This window comes from Mesorhizobium sp. WSM4813 (genome assembly GCF_055811555.1).
This window is the reverse complement of the sequence record NZ_JBVVQU010000065.1, coordinates 1-20,921: the sequence shown is the minus strand read 5'-3', so window position 1 is coordinate 20,921 and position 20,921 is coordinate 1. Positions and strand designations below refer to the sequence as shown.

16 protein-coding genes and 4 pseudogenes are annotated in these 20,921 nt (G+C 64.2%); 14 read left to right on the top strand and 6 right to left on the bottom strand.

Annotated features, from left to right (window positions below; genetic code table 11):
- Positions 1–245: 245 nt before the first annotated feature.
- Positions 246–512, top strand: coding sequence for a hypothetical protein (locus AC0L25_RS27705; protein ID WP_473598413.1), 267 nt, complete (start codon positions 246–248; stop codon positions 510–512).
- Positions 513–1,116: 604 nt separating this feature from the next.
- Here AC0L25_RS27705 and AC0L25_RS27700 read toward each other — a convergent pair.
- The gene (locus tag AC0L25_RS27700; RefSeq protein ID WP_473598412.1) at positions 1,117–3,033 is read right to left on the bottom strand and encodes an acyltransferase family protein; all 1,917 of its coding nucleotides are present in this window, start codon (positions 3,031–3,033) and stop codon (positions 1,117–1,119) included.
- A 378-nt stretch (positions 3,034–3,411) separates the two neighbouring features.
- On the bottom strand, positions 3,412–3,843 hold the full coding sequence (locus tag AC0L25_RS27695; RefSeq protein WP_473598411.1) for a TolC family protein: 432 nt from the start codon (positions 3,841–3,843) through the stop codon (positions 3,412–3,414).
- Between the two features lie 122 nt (positions 3,844–3,965).
- Between AC0L25_RS27695 and AC0L25_RS27690 the strand changes: the two are divergent.
- Positions 3,966–4,267: pseudogene (locus tag AC0L25_RS27690) on the top strand (DDE-type integrase/transposase/recombinase); the annotation flags it as partial.
- A gap of 130 nt (positions 4,268–4,397) precedes the next feature.
- Here the strand turns inward: AC0L25_RS27690 and glmM are convergent.
- Positions 4,398–5,750: a phosphoglucosamine mutase gene (gene glmM, locus AC0L25_RS27685; RefSeq protein ID WP_473598419.1), complete on the bottom strand. Its 1,353-nt coding sequence runs from the start codon at positions 5,748–5,750 to the stop codon at positions 4,398–4,400.
- 212 nt (positions 5,751–5,962) lie between these two features.
- A pseudogene (locus AC0L25_RS27680) lies at positions 5,963–6,408 on the bottom strand (Tn3 family transposase); the annotation flags it as partial.
- 265 nt (positions 6,409–6,673) lie between these two features.
- Between AC0L25_RS27680 and AC0L25_RS27675 the strand changes: the two are divergent.
- Positions 6,674–8,254, top strand: a pseudogene (locus tag AC0L25_RS27675) (ISL3 family transposase).
- 279 nt (positions 8,255–8,533) lie between these two features.
- Here the strand turns inward: AC0L25_RS27675 and AC0L25_RS27670 are convergent.
- Positions 8,534–9,352 carry a hypothetical protein gene (locus AC0L25_RS27670; RefSeq protein ID WP_473598410.1) on the bottom strand — a complete coding sequence of 273 codons (819 nt, stop codon included), beginning with the start codon at positions 9,350–9,352 and terminating at the stop codon, positions 8,534–8,536.
- A gap of 94 nt (positions 9,353–9,446) precedes the next feature.
- Here AC0L25_RS27670 and AC0L25_RS27665 point away from each other — a divergent pair, with 94 nt between their 5' ends.
- From AC0L25_RS27665 to AC0L25_RS27615, 11 genes and pseudogenes are all read left to right on the top strand, one after another.
- Positions 9,447–9,923 (top strand): cytochrome P450, encoded by a 477-nt coding sequence (locus AC0L25_RS27665; RefSeq protein WP_473598409.1) that lies wholly within the window; start codon positions 9,447–9,449, stop codon positions 9,921–9,923.
- Positions 9,924–9,932: 9 nt separating this feature from the next.
- Positions 9,933–11,135, top strand: coding sequence for a cytochrome P450 (locus AC0L25_RS27660; RefSeq protein WP_473584879.1), 1,203 nt, complete (start codon positions 9,933–9,935; stop codon positions 11,133–11,135).
- Positions 11,136–11,229: 94 nt separating this feature from the next.
- A complete protein-coding gene (locus tag AC0L25_RS27655) occupies positions 11,230–12,777 on the top strand; it encodes a cytochrome P450 (RefSeq protein ID WP_473598408.1) in 1,548 nt (515 codons plus the stop codon).
- A 39-nt stretch (positions 12,778–12,816) separates the two neighbouring features.
- Positions 12,817–13,662 (top strand): SDR family oxidoreductase, encoded by an 846-nt coding sequence (locus tag AC0L25_RS27650; protein ID WP_473495419.1) that lies wholly within the window; start codon positions 12,817–12,819, stop codon positions 13,660–13,662.
- Positions 13,662–15,005: a cytochrome P450 gene (locus tag AC0L25_RS27645; protein WP_473584881.1), complete on the top strand. Its 1,344-nt coding sequence runs from the start codon at positions 13,662–13,664 to the stop codon at positions 15,003–15,005. The genes AC0L25_RS27650 and AC0L25_RS27645 overlap by 1 nt, the downstream gene beginning before the upstream one ends.
- 153 nt (positions 15,006–15,158) lie before the next feature.
- Positions 15,159–16,157, top strand: a complete 999-nt coding sequence (locus AC0L25_RS27640; protein ID WP_473598418.1) for a polyprenyl synthetase family protein — start codon at positions 15,159–15,161, stop codon at positions 16,155–16,157.
- Between the two features lie 56 nt (positions 16,158–16,213).
- Positions 16,214–16,471: a hypothetical protein gene (locus AC0L25_RS27635; RefSeq protein ID WP_473598407.1), complete on the top strand. Its 258-nt coding sequence runs from the start codon at positions 16,214–16,216 to the stop codon at positions 16,469–16,471.
- Positions 16,468–18,018, top strand: a complete 1,551-nt coding sequence (locus AC0L25_RS27630) for a hypothetical protein (protein WP_473598406.1) — start codon at positions 16,468–16,470, stop codon at positions 18,016–18,018. The genes AC0L25_RS27635 and AC0L25_RS27630 overlap by 4 nt, the downstream gene beginning before the upstream one ends.
- On the top strand, positions 18,015–18,902 hold the full coding sequence (locus tag AC0L25_RS27625) for a terpene synthase family protein (RefSeq protein ID WP_473598405.1): 888 nt from the start codon (positions 18,015–18,017) through the stop codon (positions 18,900–18,902). Before AC0L25_RS27630 ends, AC0L25_RS27625 begins: the two co-directional genes overlap by 4 nt.
- A 100-nt stretch (positions 18,903–19,002) precedes the next feature.
- Complete coding sequence (gene fni / locus AC0L25_RS27620; RefSeq protein ID WP_473598404.1) at positions 19,003–20,052, top strand: type 2 isopentenyl-diphosphate Delta-isomerase; 1,050 nt, start codon at positions 19,003–19,005, stop codon at positions 20,050–20,052.
- Positions 20,053–20,149: 97 nt separating this feature from the next.
- Positions 20,150–20,272: pseudogene (locus tag AC0L25_RS27615) on the top strand (IS5/IS1182 family transposase); the annotation flags it as partial.
- Position 20,273: 1 nt separating this feature from the next.
- Here AC0L25_RS27615 and AC0L25_RS27610 read toward each other — a convergent pair.
- The gene (locus AC0L25_RS27610; protein ID WP_473598403.1) at positions 20,274–20,804 is read right to left on the bottom strand and encodes an NAD(P)H-dependent oxidoreductase; all 531 of its coding nucleotides are present in this window, start codon (positions 20,802–20,804) and stop codon (positions 20,274–20,276) included.
- Positions 20,805–20,921 lie beyond the last annotated feature (117 nt).

Sequence of the window (20,921 nt, the reverse complement as noted above, 5' to 3'; positions counted from 1 at the left end):
TCCTGTGGCTCGACCTTCCCCATACCATCGATTCGCTCGACTCTTTCAGGGCTGCATCGCGGCGGCGGCATGGGCGGTATGGGCGGCATGGGTTTCTAAGCTCTGCGCCTCTCACCAATCTCAAAGGGCGGCGGCAATGCCGCCCCCTTTTTTGGAACGGAGCCGGTCGGAAAAGGTTTGGGGCTTGGTCATCGGTGGTTGCTTCGCAGGTTGTGTCAGCAACCCAACCCTACCGAAGAACATCAATGACCGCCGCTACGCCGCTCGCTCGCTACAGCGCCGCGATCCTCGCCTTCGGCCTTGTCTACATGCATCCTTTTTTCGGGGACGGTAACGGCCGCATTCACTGCAACCTGATCCATCACGTGCTTGCCATGCGCAGCTTCAACCCGCCGGGAGTGGTGTTTCCTATCTCGGCCGCGATACTGGACTCATGCCAACGACACGATTTATGCCGCTATTTCTACGCTTCCAACCTGAAGCGTGTCTGGCGTGTGGCGCCACCTCTTTGACGGGCAGCCCCAGTGAGTTCATATTATATTAATATTATGTAGCAAAATATAAACCGTCATAATTATTCATGAACTGTTTGTTTCAAACGCATGAAAAGCAATTAACTCCTTTCTGATTCTGATGCTGACAATGGAGTGGGACAACAGAAGCAGGCGCGATCTCATCTGAGTGGCATGAGATGATGGGCGAGAGATGATGACACTGAATGAGCCGGGGGAGCTTACGGTGTCAATTTCTATGTCTGCGCCTATGTCTGATGACAGAGGTTTCCATGTTCTTGAGGCGGCTCCGAACCGGGACCGACGATGACGTCGGCACCGTCGACATGATCCGGCAGACCGGCAAGTCCAAGAGCTGCTTATGGCGTTGGCAGAGCGCCCCAATTCCTCAATGCGGGTAACAATCCGCTGCATTGCGGCCGGATCTCCGGAACGGATCGGCTCATCATCAGCGCCGTGCGGGAACGCGTTCCGCTTGGCAGCCTTGCGGGCCGTCGCCTCGTGCGCTTTCAGCTCGGCGCAGCGGGCGTCCGAAATCCTCATGCGCTTTTCATTGCGAGCCACGCGAAAGTGCTCGCGGTTCACTCCACCTAAAAAATTCGCTCTAACGAGCAGCCCTGATCAGCCTCTCAGCAAGACTTGTCTTTCGAGCGATGATTTCTGATCCTTCATAGGAAAGATGGCCGCTGTCCCGGTAGAGGAATTTGCCATCGATCTCGGTTCTGCATTTTGTGTCGTCGCAGAGAAAGTCGTGGTAAGAGACAACCTCTACGTCAGCTTTCAAAGCCACCTGGTTCAAGAGCTCAAGAGTGCGGGATCGCATCCGGCGGTAATCGGCGACATAAATTTCGCAGTCACTGTGCCGCCCGAGCATAAGATTTCCCCTCACCTTTCGCTCAAGGCAATCGCCGATATCGAAGCTTGCGACTGGCGGGGGAGCAACTACGACCACTCGCCTGCCCAAAGCGCGAACGGCGTCGACGAGGGACTTGATACCCTCAACGGCTCCGTCTACCGAAGTTTCAACTTCCGTGAATGTCCCATCACGCCTCTTAAGGAGCATGAAGTCTTTTGAATCAGGGGCGTCAAATGGGCTCGAAATGACAACGGTCCTTATCCCCGGCCGATTTTTCAGGATACCCAAAACACTGTCATTGAAGCGAATACAGTCCTCGGCGAAGGAGGGAGACGCTGCGCGCTTGGAGAAGGCAGCAACGCCGATGGCGGGGAAGCACCCGCTCATTGTGAGCTGAGCCAGGCCGGCCTCTCCGATCGTTTTGGCCAAGCCGGGAACCAGTGCCATGGCAAATGAATCGCCCCAAACCAGCATTTCGGGCCTGCCCGTCGTCTGACAGGCCTCGGGAATGCCCTGGGGAGGCGATCCAGATGTGAGATCACATGCCCTTCCCAGGCCGTAATTGATCCGTCGGCTCTCGGAAAAGCCAACCCTACTTTCGGCTGCGCCAATGTCGACTGGCCGTGCGAAGCCGAGAAGAACCGTTGCGGCAACGAGTCCTGAGGCCATCCCTCCACGAGATGCGACGAATCCCTGCCGGAACGGCTTTTCCACGAAACGGTGAAGAACTAAGCTGGCTACAACTGAGAAGGCAACTGCCGCATAGATTGCAAGCGCGGGAGGCTCTGCCAGCCAAGCAGCCCGCACGTATACAAGCACCGGCCAATGGACCAGATAGAGCGAGTACGAGATATCCCCGATCCTTGCCATGCTTCGAACCGCCACATTATCCCTGCTGGGCGACAGCAGGAGGATCAGGGTTGCCAAGCAAACCAAAGCGGCATCCACGATCGGGTTCTGCGAACTAAGTCCAATGGGAATAAGGAGGATAAGCACGAGCGCCGGGAGGCGCAGCGCCGCAAACTTGGCCGCCACGCGAGCGCTGGCGGGAAGCAATGCCCCGAGCGAACCAATCGCTATTTCCCAAAAGCGGGTCGGCAAAAGATAAAATGCAGCGTATGGGTGACGAATGGCCACGTAGAGACACAGTGCCAGGCTGGCAACCAGGAGCAAACTAACCGCTGTGAGCCGCCATCTCTTGGGAGCCAAGGCCAAGAAAGCAGGAAGCAGCAGATAACACTGTTCTTCGACAGCGAGCGACCAGAAATGCAGGAGAGGCTTCGTTTCGGCGGATTCGCCGAAATAGTCCGCCTGAGACCAGAGAACGATGTTGCCGGTGAATGTGAGCGCCCCGAGGACCTGACTTCGGAAGTCCCGCAGGCCCACATCCGACAGGAAAAAGGGGGCAGCGATCGTCGTGAGCGCAATGACCACATAGGCCGCGGGCAACAGGCGCTTCGCACGACGATAATAGAATTCCCAATAGCTGAACCGTGACTGCTCAAGCTGGGTCGCGATGAGGCCGGTGATCAGAAATCCCGAAATTACGAAGAAAATATCAACGCCGAGATAACCAAACGGCGCGATTTGGGTATGATAAAGGACAACCAGCAGGACAGATAGACCCCGCAAGGCCTGGACATCGGCTCGAAAGTCTCGCGGCATAGAAGACCTGATGAAATTCCTGGTTTAATTGGATGAACTGAGTCCTCGCACCAACGATGTTAAAATGGTGCCCTTCTAGATCATCCGCTGGATCGAATTCGGCCGATATGCCGCACTCGCCCATAACATAAGTAAGAAAGTTGCCGGCAGAAGGTGTCGGCGTACTTGCTTTCGGTCAATTGTTGTTCTTCTAATGGAGCATGCCCGCAAATTCGTAAAATCGATTGGTTGAATGCCATACATCCAGGCTATGGATCTCTTGCACAAGCTCTGATGGCATTCGGCGAGGTTGCCGACTGCTTGCCGTCACCGTAAGTTTTTGCCCTCCCACAAAACGTCGAGCCAAAGGCGCCCGCCACGCGCGTTGGCCATTAGGCTTCACCACGCTGCATCTGGCTTCCAGTTCGAATCCACGGCTTTGAAGTAGGCGCGGTAGTTGCGCGCCGCGACACTGGCGTCGCCGATCTGCCGTCGCGTTCTGTCAATCCGCACGAGTGCGGTCTCGACTTCGGCGACCGCGTCCGGCACACCTGATTTGTAGGCGGCCACCGCCACCTTATATGCGGCTGCCGCGCTGCCCACTGCCGCCCGGCGCGAGCCACCGTCAAAAAGCGGGATCGAGACGGCCGGGCCGAAGGACCAGGGCAGAGAGGTTCCCATCAGCGATGAACCGTCGATCTTGACCGAGCCGCCGAGGCTGAGGCTCGGATAGAGATCGGCTTTTGCCGCGCCGATCTCGGCGAGCGATGCAGCGACCTCGAGCTCAAGGGCGTCGATGTCGGGGCGCTGCCGTAAGGCGTCGGCAGGCACAGCGGATAGCTTGAGGATCCTCGGCGCGGTAACCCTTGCCTGCCCATCGCCAGAATATCGCGGACGTGAGGCTCGTCACCGCCAGTAAGTCGGGCGAGTGACTTGACGAGAACCTCGCACTCGACGTCAGCCCGACCAATCATGAGGCGATCATTTCCTGCGACGCCGAACACCGCCTGCGGAATCGATCGCGACCAGCGCTGAAGCCGATCCGCTCCGCAAGAGCAAGTACCTCAACAATCGGATCAGGACCATCGGCGCATCAAGCGCCGCACTCGGTCGATGCTCGGCTTCAAGTCGATGGCGAGTGCCGATGCCGTCCTTTCCGGCATCGAGATGGTTCACATGATGCGTAACGGCAGGCGAGGTTCGCCATAATCCACGTCCCTCGATCGCCGAGCAGTTCGAAATCCTTGCAGCATGATCATCGGCGCGAAAGCGTCTCGTTGTAACCAGAAGCACGATTTGCGACAGACCCCTCCCGAGTAACCCCCATTTGCTATACAGCCGCAAAGACTAAGGGCGGGCCGCCAATCACACCACGGTCATAGCGTCTAGGCAGCGGTCTTGATCTCGGCCATGACGCCGACGATGTCGTTCACCACCGTCTCGACCAGCTTCTGGTCGTCGCCCTCGGCCATAACCCGAATCAGGGGCTCGGTGCCGGAAGGCCGGATCACCAGGCGGCCGGACTTGCCGAGCCGGTTGCGGGCATCCTCGATCGCGGCCTTGACGGGTGCCGTCTCCAGGGGCTCGCCGCTGGAAAAGCGCACATTCTTCAGGAGCTGCGGCACCGGCTCGAACTTTTTGCAGATCTCGCTGACCGGCTTGTTCTGGCGCTTGATGCAGGCCAGCACCTGCAGCGCCGAGACCAGCCCGTCGCCGGTGGTGGAGAAATCAGACAGCACGATATGGCCGGACTGCTCGCCGCCGACATTCAGCCCATGCGCGCGCATGTGCTCGACCACGTAACGGTCGCCGACCTGGGTTCGGTGAAATTGCAGGCCGGCTTCACCGAGGAAGCGTTCGAGGCCAAGATTGGACATGACGGTGGCGACGACGCCGCCGCCTGCCAGGCGGCCGCTCTGATGCCAGGATTCGGCGATCAGCGCCATGATCTGGTCGCCGTCGACGACAGCGCCGTTCTCGTCGACGATGACCATGCGGTCGGCGTCGCCATCGAGCGCTATGCCGATGTCGGCGCGCACTTCATGAACCTTCTTGGAAAGGCCCACCGGGTGCGTCGAACCGCATTCCTCGTTGATGTTGAAGCCGTTCGGCTCGTTGTTGATGGTGATGACCTCGGCGCCGAGTTCCCAAAGCGCTGCCGGCGCCACCTTGTAGGCGGCGCCGTTGGCGCAATCGACCACGATGCGCAGGCCCGCCAGCGACATGGACCGCGGCAGAGTGCGCTTGGCGAATTCGATATAGCGGTCGTGCACGCCGTCCACGCGCTTGGCGCGCCCGAGCCCATCCGCGTCGGCCAGCGAAATGTCGACATCCTGGTCGAGCAGCGCCTCGATGCGCATCTCGATCTCGTCCGACAGCTTGTAGCCGTCGGGGCCGAACAGCTTGATGCCGTTATCGTAATAGGGGTTGTGCGAGGCCGAGATCATCACGCCGATATCGGCGCGCAGCGACCGCGCCAGCATGGCGACCGCCGGCGTCGGAATCGGCCCCAGCAGGAACACATCCATGCCGGCGGCACAGAAGCCCGCGACCAGCGCGTTCTCGATCATATAGCCCGACAGCCGCGTATCCTTGCCGAGCACGACGCGATGGCGATGGTGGCCGCGCTGGAACGACAGGCCGGCAGCCATGCCGACCTTCATCGCAACCTCGGCGGTCATCGGAAATTTGTTGGCCCCTCCCCGGATCCCGTCCGTTCCGAAATATCGTCTCGTCATCTTACTCGACGTGCCCATATATGATTCACCCAAGTGTCGCCTCGTGGACATTCCCACAGGCAGCCAGTGTCCGAGTGACTGGCCGCTTGCCACTCCGCATCTTCTTTGCAGAATACCATGATTGTCAGGACGAAAGGTGTCCTTAGCTCACAATCTGGGGTGAGGACAAGAGCTGTACAAAATCTTGCGCTAAGCCCAACGGATCGTGAAACTCATGCGGCTCGCCGGGTTGGGGTCGGTAGCCTAAGGGTTCGAAAGCCTTCGGGCATCTGATGCTCGGTGTCCCAGGTGTAGATGCCTGTCAGGGTTGATATGTTCCCAACTCAGCGGCGAGATATACTTCAACAGCGTATCTGGAATGTTTCGGCCTCCTCGTTTCAACTGTGTGGCCCGCGCGGTCGAGATAGACCGTGTTCCAGTGTCCGATCGCGCTGACGACGAGGTTGAGCCCGGATGCGCGGAAGGCCTGGCTCTCGAACGAACGATCGCGAATTTCGCCTCGCTCATGGAAGAACACGGCGCGCTTGAGCTTGTGTGCTGCTTCGCCCTTGTTGAGGCCGGCTTGGCAGCTTGCCGGGCTTGAGTACCATTCAATCATGAATATGGACCGCTCGATCCTGCCCAGTTCCCGCAGCGCCCTTGCGAGTTGGCTTTCCTTCTGTCGCTTTGCAGTTAATGAGGGTCTTCCTCAATTTGTGTGGTTCATCCGCTGTTAGCGACGCCACTCTCTATCTTTCCCTGACATGCGGACCTTCCAACCTTCTTAGCGCTAGCGCGCTACCCCCGACAGCCTCTTACCGAGCTGTAGCATCTGCCTCTTGAAGCGCCTGCGAACCGTCGCCAGCGCATCTGTGTCCATTCCCAGGGTCTTCCTCAATTTGTGTGGTTCATCCGCGGTAGCGACGCTATCGCTATGGGCGGGCATGCGAACGAAATCGAAATGGTCGCCCGGCCCAGGGGTCAGAATTCTGGGTGTCGCGCTCACTGATGATCACAGTTGGGTTGTTTCCGCTGCCGGACCAGCGATCGGCATTTGCCCGATTGCGGCCGGCGAAGCCGAAGTCGGCATGGCTGGTCCAACCGCAGCCTTCAGGATCTGCCGGTCCAGGGCAAGCCCGTGACGGTGAAGCTCCTGCTGAGCCGCTGGCGATGTGCACATCAGAAATGTGAGCGACAAACGTTCACTGATCGACTCCCGACGGTTGCTTCCCCTTATGCGCGCAGGACGACGAGGGTCGTGGAGATTGTCGGCTTGCTCGGCCATAGCACGGGTGGACGTCCTGGCGAACGCCTCATGCAACGGCTCGGCACGCCGGTCAGTGACGACACCATCCTGCGGCAACTGAAGCGGGATGCCGCGGTTACTCACCGCGCCTCCTAGATTCGGGTGGTTGGCATCGATGACTGGAGCTGGCGGCGAGCGACGCGATACGGCACTATCATGGTTGATCTCGAGCGCCACTCGGTCGTCGACATTCTCGATGATCGGAGTGTCGATAGCGCAGCCAGGTGGCTGCGGATCATCCCTCCGTCGAGGTATCGTCAGCCGAGACCGCTGCGGCCTTTATGCGCAGGCCGTCCGTGAAGGCGCACCGCAGGCTCAGGTGGTCGACCGGTTTCATCTGGTCCAGAATCTTCGTACGGCAATCGAGGAACAGATGGGCCTTAGTGGACGTGCTTCAGGAAGATCCATCCTGTCCGAGGACGCTATTGTCGACGCTGCGACACATCGCCGGCGTGCCCGTCTCGCGCATAGTCCTTACGCCAGGAGGGTCTATCCTACAGCGCGATCGCCCGACGGACCGGCGATGAGCGTCGCAGCGTAGCGAAGTGGCTCAAGTTCAAGGCTCCGCCAGATAGGCGGCGAGCAGCATTGAACCCCACATCACCATGGTGCTTTGAAACGTTCATTGCCCAATGCTGGAAGGAAGGGAACCGCTGCGGACGGCATCTTTTTCATGATGTCAAGCAGCGCGGCTACACCGGCAGCTTCTCCAATCTGGAGCGACTGCTGGGAGCTTGGCGGCGGGCCGAAAAGAGTGCGCGCCGATGATGTTCCTTCGGTGGCGATCAGCTTGGGACCCGTTCGAGATCCGGATACCGGCCACGCGATTTCGCCAGTTGTTGCCGCGGCGCTGTGCATAAAGCCAAGAGGCCTGCTGACGCCTCGACAAGCAAGGAAAAGTCGACGCCCTGAAGCAGGGATCTGACGCATTCGCCGAGATGCGACGCCTGGCAATGCGCTTCAACGGTATCCTTCGGAGCAAGAGGTCGGAAACACTGGCCCCCTGGATCGACGATGCAATCGACTCCGACATCATTCCGATCATGCGATTCGCCCGTGTTTTGCGCAGAGACTCGATGCCGTCAATAACGCCATCGAGCTGCCCTGGAGCAACGGACAGGCCGAAGGTCAGATCAACCGCCTCAAGACCCTCAAGCGCCAATGTACGGCCGGCTCCGAACCGGCTGGACCGACGATGACGTCGGCACCCTCGACATGATCCGGCAGACCGGCAAGTCCAAGAGCTGCATATGGCGTTGGCAGAGCGCTTCGCCGCCGAAGGCTTCAAGGGCTGTTGCGACAAGACGCGGCCCTCGCGGTATTGCGGCTCTCGGGCCCCGAAGCCCTGCCGAGCGCGGTTCTGATACGCCGTGAGAGGAATTGGATCACGGGCCAGAATTGTGAAATATATTGCGGCATTATGTAATTTTAGAAATCCCAGTAACAAATAAAGTTAACATTCTTTTCACTTGAATTTTTGGCCCTATTATTAAATTAATTAGGGCGCCGAACCCGGCAAGATCAAGCGGGTTAGTCGAAATCCGATTTTGCTGGTGCTTTTTGAGGGATGAGACTCTGCGCATTTTGCGCGAAGCTGCAACTTATTTTGTAGCTTAATTACATAATGGTTCTTTATGGAGTTGTTTGCATGCGCGTAGAAAACGATCATTGCGATGTGATCGGTGTGTCCGTCGCTCCCACGCAACTTAATAGTCTGTCTGCTGCGATTCTGCAGCAGGGGGGGATGGCGCGAGTGTCGCTGCCAGGCAATGTGGTGGCCTGGGCGGCAGGGCGTCACCAGACGCTCAGGCGGATGCTTTCCGACCAGCGTTTCAACAGGGACTGGCGACAGTGGCGGGCGCTGAAGGACGGCGAGATTCCCGAGGATCATCCGCTGATCGGGATGTGTAAAGTGGACAACATGGTCACGGCGCCTGGCACCGATCACCGGCGCTTGCGCGGCCTGCTGTCCAGGAGCTTCGCGCCAAGTCGTATCGCCTTGCTGGCGCCACGGATCGAACAATGCGTCGATCGATACCTGGCCGAGATGGCGCAGCGCGGCGGCAGTGACGATCTGATGTGCGAGTTCGCCGTTCCGCTGCCCACCAACGTGATCGCCGAACTGTTCGGTTTGCCGGACGAACAGCGCGAGGAGATCGTCGCGCTCACCTACAGCCGGGCCAACACCTCCGCCACAGCCGCAGAGGTGCGACAGACGCGGCACCGCATCCCGGATTTCTTCCGTCGCCTGATCGCGCTCAAGCGGGGCCAGCTCGGCGACGATCTGGATTCGGCCCTGATCGTCGCGCGCGACCACGGCGAGCTCGTTTCCGACACCGAGCTCATCGACATGCTATTTATGGTGCTCTCCGCAGGCTTCGTGACCACCACCGGCGTCATCGGGCAATGGCGTGCTGGCATTGCTGACGCATCCGCAGCAACTGCACCTGGTGCGCAGCGGCCAAGTTCCGTGGTCACAGGCGATCGAGGAGATCCTGCGCTGGGGCAGCGCAGTGGCCAATCTGCCGTTCCGCTATGCCACCGAGGACGTGGAGATCGACGGATGCACGGTCCACCGCGGCGACGCCGTCCTGATGGCGTTCCATGCGGCGAACCGGGACGAAAAGGCCTTCGGTCCCGGCGCCGACAGGTTCGATGTCACCCGGCGGCACAACCCGCACCTGTCATTCGGCGAGGGGCCGCATTCCTGCCTGGGCGCTGAGCTGGCGCGCCTGGAATTGCGCTGCGCCTTCCCCGCGCTGTTCCGGCGGCTGGAGGATCTTGCGTTGAGCATCGGCGCGGAGGACGTCGTCTACATGCCGTATTACGTCATTCTCTGCCCGCAGCGCCTGCCGGTCACCTTCCGCCCTCCATCGCTTAAAGAGTGAGGTGCCACCATGTCCGAACGACCCTTGCCGACGCTGCCGATGTGGCGCGTCGATCACATCGAGCCCTCGCCCGAGATGTTGGCGCTATGCGCCAATGGTCCGATCCACCGCGTGCGGTTCCCGTCCGGGCACGAAGGCTGGTGGGTGACAGGCTACGACGAGGCCAAGGTGGTGCTGTCCGACGCGGCATTCCGGCCCGCGGGAATGCCGCCGGCGGCATCCACCCCGGATTCGGTGATTCTCGGTTCGCCGGGGTGGCTGGTCTCGCACGAGGGGGGCGAGCATGCCCGGTTACGCACGATCGTGGCGCCGGCCTTCAGCAACCGCAGGGTGAAGCTGCTCGCGCAGCAGGTCGAGGCGATCGCCGCGCAGTTGTTCGAGACGCTGGCGGCCCAGCCCCAACCCGCCGACCTGCGGCGCCACCTCTCCTTTCCGCTTCCAGCCATGGTCATCAGCGCGCTGATGGGCGTGCTCTACGAGGATCACGGCTTTTTCGCCGGGCTGTCCGACGAGGTGATGACGCACCAGCATGAAAGCGGCCCGCGCACCGCGTCGCGCCTGGCCTGGGAAGAACTGCGCGCCTACATTCGCGGCAAGATGCGGGACAAGCGCCAGGATCCGGGCGACAACCTGCTGACGGATCTGCTCGCAGCGGTCGACCAAGGCAAGGCAACCGAGGAAGAGGCGATCGGCCTGGCAGCGGGCATACTGGTGGCGGGGCACGAGAGCACTGTCGCGCAGATCGAATTCGGCCTGCTGGCTATGTTCCGCCATCCGCAACAGCGCGAACGCCTGGTCGGCGAACCGTCCCTGGTGGACAAGGCGGTGGAGGAAATCCTGCGCATGTACCCGCCGGGCGCGGGCTGGGACGGCATCATGCGCTATCCGAGGACCGACGTGACCATCGCGGGCGTGCATATTCCTGCGGAGAGCAAGGTGCTGGTCGGCCTGCCGGCGACGTCGTTCGATCCGCGCCATTTCGACGACCCGGAAATCTTCGACGTCGGACGCGACGAAAACCCGCACCTGGCGTTCTCCTACGGGCCGCACAACTGTACCGGAGCGGCGCTGGCCAGGCTGGAACTCAAGGTGGTGTTCGGTTCGATCTTCCAGCGCTTTCCCGCGCTACGCCTAGCCGTGTCGCCCGAAGAACTGAAGTTGCGCAAGGAGATCATCACTGGCGGGTTCGAGGAGTTGCCGGTGCTCTGGTGACGCGCGGACGCCGCCGGGATCGGGATCTTCTGCGCAATTTGCCGGCGCGCCTGGGTGCGCACCGGTCAGATCAGCCAGCCAACAGGTAACCAGGATGGACGTGCAAGAAACCACAGCAGCATGCCGGGACGCCTTCGCCGAACTGGCGTCGCCAGCGTGCATCCACGACCCGTATCCGTTCATGCGGTGGTTGCGCGAGCACGATCCGGTGCATCGCGCGGCGTCGGGCCTCTTTCTGTTGAGCCGCCACGTCGACATTTACTGGGCGCTCAAGGCCACGGGCGATGCGTTTCGGGGACCGGCGCCGGGCGAACTGGCGCGCTATTTCCCGCGTGCGGCGACCAGCCTGTCGCTCAACCTGCTGGCGTCCACGCTAGCGATGAAGGACCCCCCGACGCATACGCGTCTGCGCCGGCTGATCTCGCGCGATTTCACCATGCGCCAGATCGACAACCTGCGGCCGAGTATCGCGCGCATCGTCGCAGCGCGCCTGGACGGCATGGCGCCCGCGCTGGAGCGCGGGGAGGCGGTGGACCTGCATCGGGAATTCGCGCTGGCCTTGCCCATGCTGGTCTTCGCCGAACTGTTCGGCATGCCCCAGGACGACGTGTTCGGGCTCGCCGCCGGCATCGGCACCATTCTGGAAGGCCTGAGTCCGCACTCCAGCGATCCCCAGCTCGCCGCCTCGGACGAGGCCAGCGCCAAGGTGCAGGCCTATTTCGGCGACCTCATACAGCGCAGGCGCACCGATCCCCGCCACGACATCGTGTCGATGCTGGTCGGCGCACACGACGACGATACCGACACGCTGTCGGATGCGGAGTTGATCAGCATGCTGTGGGGCATGCTGCTGGGCGGCTTCGCCACCACTGCTGCGACCATCGACCATGCGGTCCTGGCGATGCTGGCGCATCCCGAACAGCGGCACTGGCTGGAGGGAGACGCCGTGGGGGTGAAGGCATTCGTCGAAGAAGTCCTGCGCTGCGAGGCGCCCGCCATGTTCAGCTCCATTCCGCGTATCGCCGTGCGCGACATCGAACTGGGCGGCGTGGTGATCCCGAAGGACGCGGATGTGCGCGTGCTGATCGCGGCCGGCAATCGCGACCCGGACGCCTTCGCCGATCCCGACCGCTTCGATCCCGCGCGGTTCTACGGCACCAGTCCTGGCATGTCGACCGACGGGAAGATCATGCTGAGCTTCGGCCACGGCATCCACTTCTGCCTCGGTGCGCAACTGGCCCGGGTGCAGTTGGCCGAGAGCCTGCCGCGGATCCAGGCGCGCTTCCCCACGCTGGCATTGGCCGAGCAGCCGACCCGGGAGCCCTCCGCGTTCCTTAGGACATTCCGCGCGCTGCCGGTGCGGCTGCATGCGCAGGGTGGGGCTGAGATGCGCGTCGTGGTCGACCAGGATCTGTGCGGAACCACCGGGCAGTGCGTGCTGACGCTGCCGGGCACCTTTCGCCAGCGCGAACCGGACGGCGTGGCTGAAGTGTGCGTGGCGACGGTCCCGCAGGCGCTGCACGCCGCCGCGCGGCTCGCGGCGAGCCAGTGCCCGGTCGCCGCCATTCGGGTCATCGAAAGCAACTCTGGCGATGACGAGCGCGCCAGCGCCGACCCTGCGCCTTCTCCGGCGGAGGCCTAGCGGCATGCCGCGAAAGACCAACGCAATCAGGAGGACACGATGGGACGGTTTGAAGGCAAGGTGGCCGTGGTGACCGGCGCCGGCGCCGGCATCGGCAAGGCATGCGCCCTCGCCATCGCGCGCGAGGGCGGCAGAGTGGTGGTGGCCGACATTGATGGCTCGGCGGCCATCGCCTGCACCGCGCAGATCGCGGCCGAAGCGGGCCACGCGCTGGCCCTGGCCATGGACATTGCCGATGCGCAGGCGGTAGCAGCGCTGTTCGAGACGGCGGAGCGGCACTTCGGTGGGGTCGACCTGCTGGTGAACAACGCGAGCGCCATGCATCTGACCCCGCGCGACCACGCGATCCTCGACCTGGACCTGGCGGTCTGGGATCAGACCATGGCGACCAATTTGCGCGGCACGCTGCTCTGCTGCCGGCAGGCGATCCCACGGATGATCGCCCGCGGCGGTGGCGCGATCGTCAACATGTCGTCGTGCCAGGGGCTCAGCGGTGACACCGCGCAGACGTCCTACGCCGCGTCGAAGGCGGCGATGAACATGCTGTCGGCCTCGCTCGCGACCCAGTACGGTCATGCGCAGATCCGCTGCAACGCGGTTGCGCCGGGTCTCATCATGACCGAGCGTCTCCTCGCCAAGCTGGACGAGTGCATGCAACAGCATCTGCGCCGGCACCAGCTCCTGCCGCGCGTCGGCCGCCCGGAGGACGTGGCCGCGCTGGTGGCGTTCCTGCTCTCCGCCGATGCTGCGTTCATCACCGGCCAGGTCGTGTGCATCGACGGCGGCATGCTGGCGCATGTGCCGACATACGCCGACGGTGGCAACAGCCGCGCCGCGCGGCCTGCCGGCGACATCGCCGAAGCGGCCGCGGCGCCGCGCTGCTGATGAACATGCTGCTCAACCCGCTGGACCGTCGGCACCGGCTGCGGTACGACATCCCGGTCGTGCCCGGCGCTTTCCCCCTCGTCGGGCATCTTCCCGCCATCGTCTGCGACCTGCCGTGCCTGCTGCGGCGCGCGGAACGGACGCTGGGCAGCCACTTCTGGCTGGATTTCGGCCCGGCCGGCCACCTGATGACCTGCGTGGATCCGGATGCGTTCGCACTGCTCCGGCACAAGGACGTGTCCTCGGCGCTGATGGAAGAGATCGCGCCCGAATTGCTTCGCGGAACGTTGGTCGCCCAGGACGGCGGCGAGCACCGGCAGGCGCGCGATGCGATCAAGGCGGCGTTCCTGCCCAAGGGGTTGACCCAGGCCGGCATCGGCGACCTGTTCGCGCCCATCATCCTGGCGCGGGTGCAGGCGTGGCGCGACCGCGGCGACGTGACCATCCTGCGCGAAACCGGCGATCTGACGCTCAAGCTCATCTTCAACCTCATGGGAATCCCCGCGAACGACCTGCCGGGTTGGCATCGCAAGTACCGGCAACTGCTGCAGTTGATCGTCGCGCCTCCGATTGACCTGCCCGGACTGCCCTTGCGGCGCGGCCGCGCCGCCCGCGACTGGATCGACGCGCAGTTGCGCCAGTTCGTCCGCGACGCGCGCGCGCATGCCGCGCGAACCGGGTTGATCAACGACATGGTGAGCGCCTTCGATCGCAGCGATGATGCGCTCTCCGATGACGTCCTGGTCGCCAATATCCGCTTGCTGCTGCTTGGCGGTCACGACACCACCGCCTCGACGATGGCCTGGATGGTGATCGAGCTGGCGCGGCAGCCTGTGCTGTGGGACGCCCTGGTTGAGGAGGCGCAACGCGTGGGCGCGGTGCCGACCCGACACGCGGACCTGGCGCAGTGTCCGGTCGCCGAGGCGCTGTTCCGCGAGACGCTGCGCGTGCATCCGGCGACTACGCTCCTGCCGCGTCGCGCGCTGCAGGAATTGCAACTCGGCCAACGGCGCATTCCCGCGGGCACCCATCTGTGCATCCCGCTGCTGCATTTCTCGACCTCGGCGCTGCTCCACGAGGCGCCTGATCAGTTCCGCCTGACGCGGTGGCTGCAACGCACGGAGCCGATCCGGCCGGTGGACATGCTGCAGTTCGGTACCGGGCCACACGTCTGCATCGGCTACCACCTGGTATGGCTGGAACTGGTGCAGTTCTCCATCGCCTTGGCGCTGACCATGCACAAGGCCGGGGTGCGGCCGCGGTTGCTGAGCGGCGTCGAAAAAGGCCGGCGCTATTACCCGACCGCACATCCGTCCATGACAATCCGCATCGGATTCTCATGAGCTGGCATCGCACGCCCCGTGTGCGAGGAAGCGGCGCCGGCGACGCGCGGCATTGCTGCACTCGGCGCGCTCGCTCGGTGCGACGCCGTCAACACCGCGGCGGCTCGCCGCTCGCCGTTGCGGTCTCCTGGCAGGTACAAGGACATGAACAACATGCAGACCGGTTCCACGCTACACGACGACCGAACTGGCGTTTCCGCGTTCGGCGGATTGGGCGCGCAGGCGCGCGGCGCATCCGGCGGGCAACTGCCGGAGATCTGGATGCAGGACGGCGCAAAGCGGGTCGAACAGGCGCTGGCGCGTCTCCTCTGCGCCGAAGACGACGGTGAGACCGAGCTGATGGCGGCGATGCGCTACGCCACCTTGCATGGCGGAAAGCGCACCCGCGCCTTGCTCTGTCTGGCTGCCGGCGCACTGGCCGACACGCCGGCGCACATGCTCGACGACGTCGGCGCCGCCATCGAGATGATGCACGCCTGTACCCTGGTCCACGACGACCTGCCCGCGATGGACGACGACGTGCTTCGCCGCGGCCTTCCGACCGTGCACGTCAAGTTCGGCGAAGCCACTGCGATCCTGGTCGGCGATGCGCTGCAGGCGCACGCCTTCCTGACCCTGGCGAGCCTGGATGCACCGGGCCACAACCGTATCGCGCTCGTGCGCGAACTGGCGCAGGCGGTGTCCGCCGAGGGTGCCGCAGGCGGACAGGCCATGGATCTATCGCTGGTCGGAAAGCACGTCGAGCTGGACAGGATCGTGGCGATGCACCGGATGAAGAGCGGAGCGCTAGTGCGCGCGTCCGTTCGCATGGGTGCGCTGGGCGCCATCTCGGAGGATGCCGCGCACGCTGCGCTGTACTGTGCGCTCGATCGCTACAGCGCCTGTTTCGGCCTGGCGTTGCAGGTAGTCGACGACATTCTCGACGCGACAGCGGATACCGCGACGCTGGGCAAGACGCCCGGCAAGGACGCGGCGGCGCAGAAGCCGACCTGCGCGTCGATCATGGGGCTGCAGGCAGCGCGCCAGTTCGCGCTGGATCTGTTGCGCGACGCCGGGGAGGCCATCGCCCCGCTGGGTCCGCGTGCGGAACGATTGGCGCAGATGCTGCAGCGGGCCAATGCGTATCTGTTCAAGCACGCGCCCTGCGCATGAGCGCGCGCGTCCGCATGGAGCCGCCCCTGTGCCGCTGCGATCGGCTGGCGGCAGCGGTGCATGCTGCACTGTGTTCCAAGTCGGCGGCGCCGATCGCAGCGGTTGCCCAGCACGGCCGCGGCGCACGCGGCGCGCTGCGCGAGCAAGCCTATGCGGCGGACCGGCGCCGGCTTCGGGGCGCATCGCCGCGCCGGAGCAGGGCGGCCGTCCGGCGCTGCCCGTGTGCCGGGCCGCGACGGGCCTGCGGCGACGTGCGCGGCGTCTGCCCTATCCTGGTTCTCGTCAACCGTGTGCAGAAGGAATATCCCGCGTGAACGCGCTGTCCGAACAGATCCTTTCCGAATTGCGCCACCTGCTGAGCGAGATGAGCGACGGCGGCAGCGTCGGTCCGTCCGTCTACGACACGGCGCGAGCTCTGCAGTTCTACGGCAACGTCACCGGTCGGCAGGACGCATACTCGTGGCTCCTCGCGCAGCAACAGGCCGATGGCGGATGGGGAAGCGCGGACTTCCCGCTGTTCCGCCATGCGCCCACGTGGGCGGCGTTGCTGGCATTGCAGCGTGCCGATCCTTTTCCCGGCGCTGCCGATGCAGTCCAGGCTGCAACCCGGTTCCTCGAGCGCCAGCCCGATCCCTACGCGCATGCGGTGCCGGAAGACGCGCCGATCGGCGCGGAGCTGATCCTGCCGCAGTTGTGCGGCGAGGCCGCATCCTTGCTGGGCGGCGTGGCGTTTCCGCGCCACCCGGCGCTGTTGCCATTGCGACAAGCGTGCCTGGTCAGGCTGGGGGCGGTGGCGACGTTGCCGAGCGGCCATCCGTTGCTGCACTCCTGGGAAGCCTGGGGAACGTCGCCGACCACCGCATGCCCCGATGACGACGGCAGCGTCGGCATCAGTCCGGCGGCCACTGCCGCGTGGCGTGCGAACGCCGTGACACAGGGGAGCACGCCTCAGGTCGGGCGCGCCGACGCGTATCTGCAGGCGGCATCGCGGGCGACGCGCAGCGGCATCGAAGGTGTCGTGCCCAACGTCTGGCCGATCAATGTGTTCGAGCCATGCTGGTCGCTGTACACCCTGCATCTGGCCGGGCTGTTCGCGCATCCCGCGCTCGCCGAGGCGGTGCGCGTGATCGTCGCGCAGCTCGACGTCCGCCTGGGCGTGCGCGGTCTGGGCCCTGCCTTGCACTTCGCGGCCGATGCGGACGACACCGCCGTTGCGTTGTGCGTCCTGCGCCTTGCGGGCCGCGACCCGGCGGTCGATGCGTTGCGCCATTTCGAAATCGGCGAGCTGTTCGTCACCTTCCCCGGCGAACGCAATGCCTCGGTGTCGACCAACATCCATGCCCTGCATGCGTTGCGACTGTTGGGAAAGCCCGCCGCCGGCACCAGCGCCTACGTCGAGGCCAATCGCAACCCGCACGGTCTATGGGACAACGAAAAATGGCACGTTTCGTGGCTGTATCCCACCGCGCATGCGGTCGCTGCGCTAGCGCAAGGCAACCCCCAGTGGCGCGACGAGCGCGCGCTGGCGGCGCTGCTGCAGGCGCAGCGCGACGACGGCGGCTGGGGCGCCGGTCGCGTGTCCACATTCGAGGAAACGGCCTATGCGCTGTTCGCGTTGCACGTGATGGATGGGAGCGAAGAGCCGACAGGGCGCCGGCGCATCGCGCAGGCGGTGGCGCGTGCGCTGGAGTGGATGCTCGCCCGACATGCGGCGCACGCACTGCCGCAGACGCCGCTGTGGATCGGCAAGGAACTGTATTGCCCCACCCGGGTCGTGCGCGTGGCCGAACTTGCCGGGTTGTTGCTGGCGCTTCGTTGGGGGCGGCGCGTCCTGGCCGAGGGACCAGGAGCGGCGCCATGATCCAGACCGAACGCGCGCTGCAGCAGGTGCTGGAGTGGGGGCGTTCCCTGACCGGGTTCGCCGACGAGCATGCCGTGGAAGCGGTCAGGGGCGGCCAGTACATCCTGCAGCGTATCGAACCGAGCCTGCGCGACACCAGCGCCCGCACCGGCCGCGATCCGCAGGACGAAACGCTGATCGTGGCGTTCTATCGCGAACTGGCGCTGCTGTTCTGGCTCGACGATTGCAACGACCTTGGCCTGATCGCGCCGGAGCAGCTCGCCGCGGTGGAGCAGGCGCTGGCGCAGGGCGTGCCGTGCGCGCTCCCCGGGTTCGAGGGCTGCGCTGTGCTGCGCGCTTCGCTGGCCGCGCTCGCCTACGATCGTCGCGACTATGCTCGGCTTCTCGAAGATACCCGGTGCTACTGCGCGGCGCTGCGCGCCGGACACGCGCAGGCGGCAGGGGCGGAACGCTGGTCCTACGCCGAGTACCTGCACAACGGCATCGATTCGATCGCCTACACGAACGTGTTCTGTTGCCTGTCATTGCTGTGGGGCCTGGACATGGCGGCGTTGCGCGCGCGTCCGGCGTTTCGCCAGGCCCTGCGGCTCATCTCCGCGATAGGGCGCCTGCAGAACGATCTGCATGGACGCGACGAGGACAGGTCGGCCGGCGAGGCCGACAACGCGGCGATCCTGCTGCTGCAGCGCTATCCGGCTATGCCTGTGGTGGAGTTCCTCAACGAGGAGCTGGCCGGCCATACGCGCATGCTGCACCGGTTGATGGGGGAAGAACGCTTTCCCGCGCCGTGGGGACCGTTGATCGAGGCCATGGCGGCCATCCGCGCGCAGTACTATCAGACCTCGACCAGCCGCTACCGCAGGGACGCTGAGGGGCGAGGCTAGCGTGCGCCGGCCTGATCGCGCGGGAGGCGGCGGCGTGCGCGCGCGGCCGTCGGTCCGATCCGACGCAACGCCGTCGCCCGATGCGACAGATGGAGCGAGCATGAGCGACACCGCCCTGAGCCGGCGCAAGGACGACCATCTGGACATCGTACTGGATCGGCGAACGGCGCCGGCCACGGTCGCCGCCGGCTGGGAATACATCCGTTTCGAACACTGCGCATTGCCCGAGTTGGACCTGACGCAGATCGACCTGCGGGCCTCGCTGCTGGGCAAGACCATGCGCGCGCCGCTGCTGATCAGCTCCATGACCGGCGGCATGCCACGCGCCGCGGCCGTCAACCGGCATCTGAGCGAGGCAGCGCAAGCCTTGGGGATCGCCATGTGTGTTGGTTCGCAGCGCGTGAGCCTGCAATCCCGCAACTCCCAGGGGCTGACGCGCGCGCTGCGCCGCCTGGCTCCAGACATCCCGTTGCTGGCCAATATCGGCGGCGCGCAACTGCGCGAGGCCGACGGCCTGGACCTGGCGCACCGGGCGGTGGATGCGCTGGAGGCCGATGGACTCATCGTTCATCTCAATCCGCTGCAGGAAGCGGTACAGCCGGAGGGCGACCGCGACTGGCGCGGCGTCCTGGCGCAGGTCGCTCGCGCCGCGCGCAGCCTGGGCGTGCCGATTGTAGCCAAGGAAGTGGGGGCGGGCCTGTCCGCCTCGGCGGCCTGTGCGCTCGTCGAGGCGGGCGTAGCGGTGATCGATGTCGCCGGCGCCGGCGGCACCAGTTGGGCCGCGGTGGAGGGCGAGCGCGCCCGCGATGCCGCCGACCGTGCAGTGGCGATGGCGTTCGCCGATTGGGGGATTCCCACCCCGGACAGCGTGCAGGCGGTACGTCGGGCGCTGCCAACGGTGAAGCTGATCGCGTCGGGCGGGATCCGCGACGGCGTCGACGTGGCCAAGGCCATCCGCCTGGGCGCGGACATCGCCGGGCAGGCGGCCGGCGTGCTGCACGCGGCGACGGTGTCCACCGAGGCGGTTGTCGCGCATTTCGAGATCGTCATCCGCCAGTTGGCCGTCGCCTGCTTCTGCACCGGCTCGGCTGATCTGGCGGCGTTGCGTCAGGCGCGCTTGTTGGCCTCGGCGCATCTGCCCGCCGGTTGATATGGGCGTCGCCCGCACGTGGCGGCGGGCGCCTAGCAGGTTGCTGAAATACCTACGCCAAACATAGACTACTGATCCACCTTGGCGAAGCGGTTCGATGCGCTGGAGCGATGTGTTCATGGAGCAGCTGTTCACGATGAAGCGGTTGGAGGATTTCGTTCCAGCCGATCATCCGCTGCGCCCGATCCGGCTGATGGTCAATGAAGCGCTGGTGCGGCTAGCTAGACAGACGCGAGGAATGACAGAAACTCTCCGTAGGATTTCGACAGGTTCAAGCCATTGAAGCTCGTTGTTGAGTACCAACCAGGCGGTGCCAGAATTGGTTGCAGAAATGGTGGCCGGAGTTGATGTTCGAGCACCAGGCCATGGTATGGGGTGCCACCGGTCGCCGCGAGCAGCACGGTCTTGCCCGTCAGCGCACGATAGTCGACGAGATCGAACAGGTGTTTGAGGGCACCGGTGTAGGATGCTCGATAGACAGGCGTTCCGACCACGAGCAGATCGGCCTTCTCGACGCGCTGGATGATCCCTTCTCCGGATGCACCGAGTGCGTCGCGGGATAGCCCGGCGAAAAGCGAGGGTGTCGCCTCGGTAATCTCGATCAGACCGGTGTCCGCCGGCACGCCCAACGCGACCGCCTTGACAAGCGCGTTCACCACCGCGGTGGTGCGGGTTGGCGTGTTTACGCCGCCCGATATTCCGAGAACCGACGTCCCTGGGAAAGACGGGCTGTTAGCCGCGTGGCATGGCAAAGGGGCAAGCTTCGAAGCGCCACGCAGATTCGCGCGACGAGCTAGAGCGTCGGACGCTCAGGTTGAATCGAGAGGGGATTCCAGTGAGGCGACGTTCGTGATTCACTTCCTGTAGGA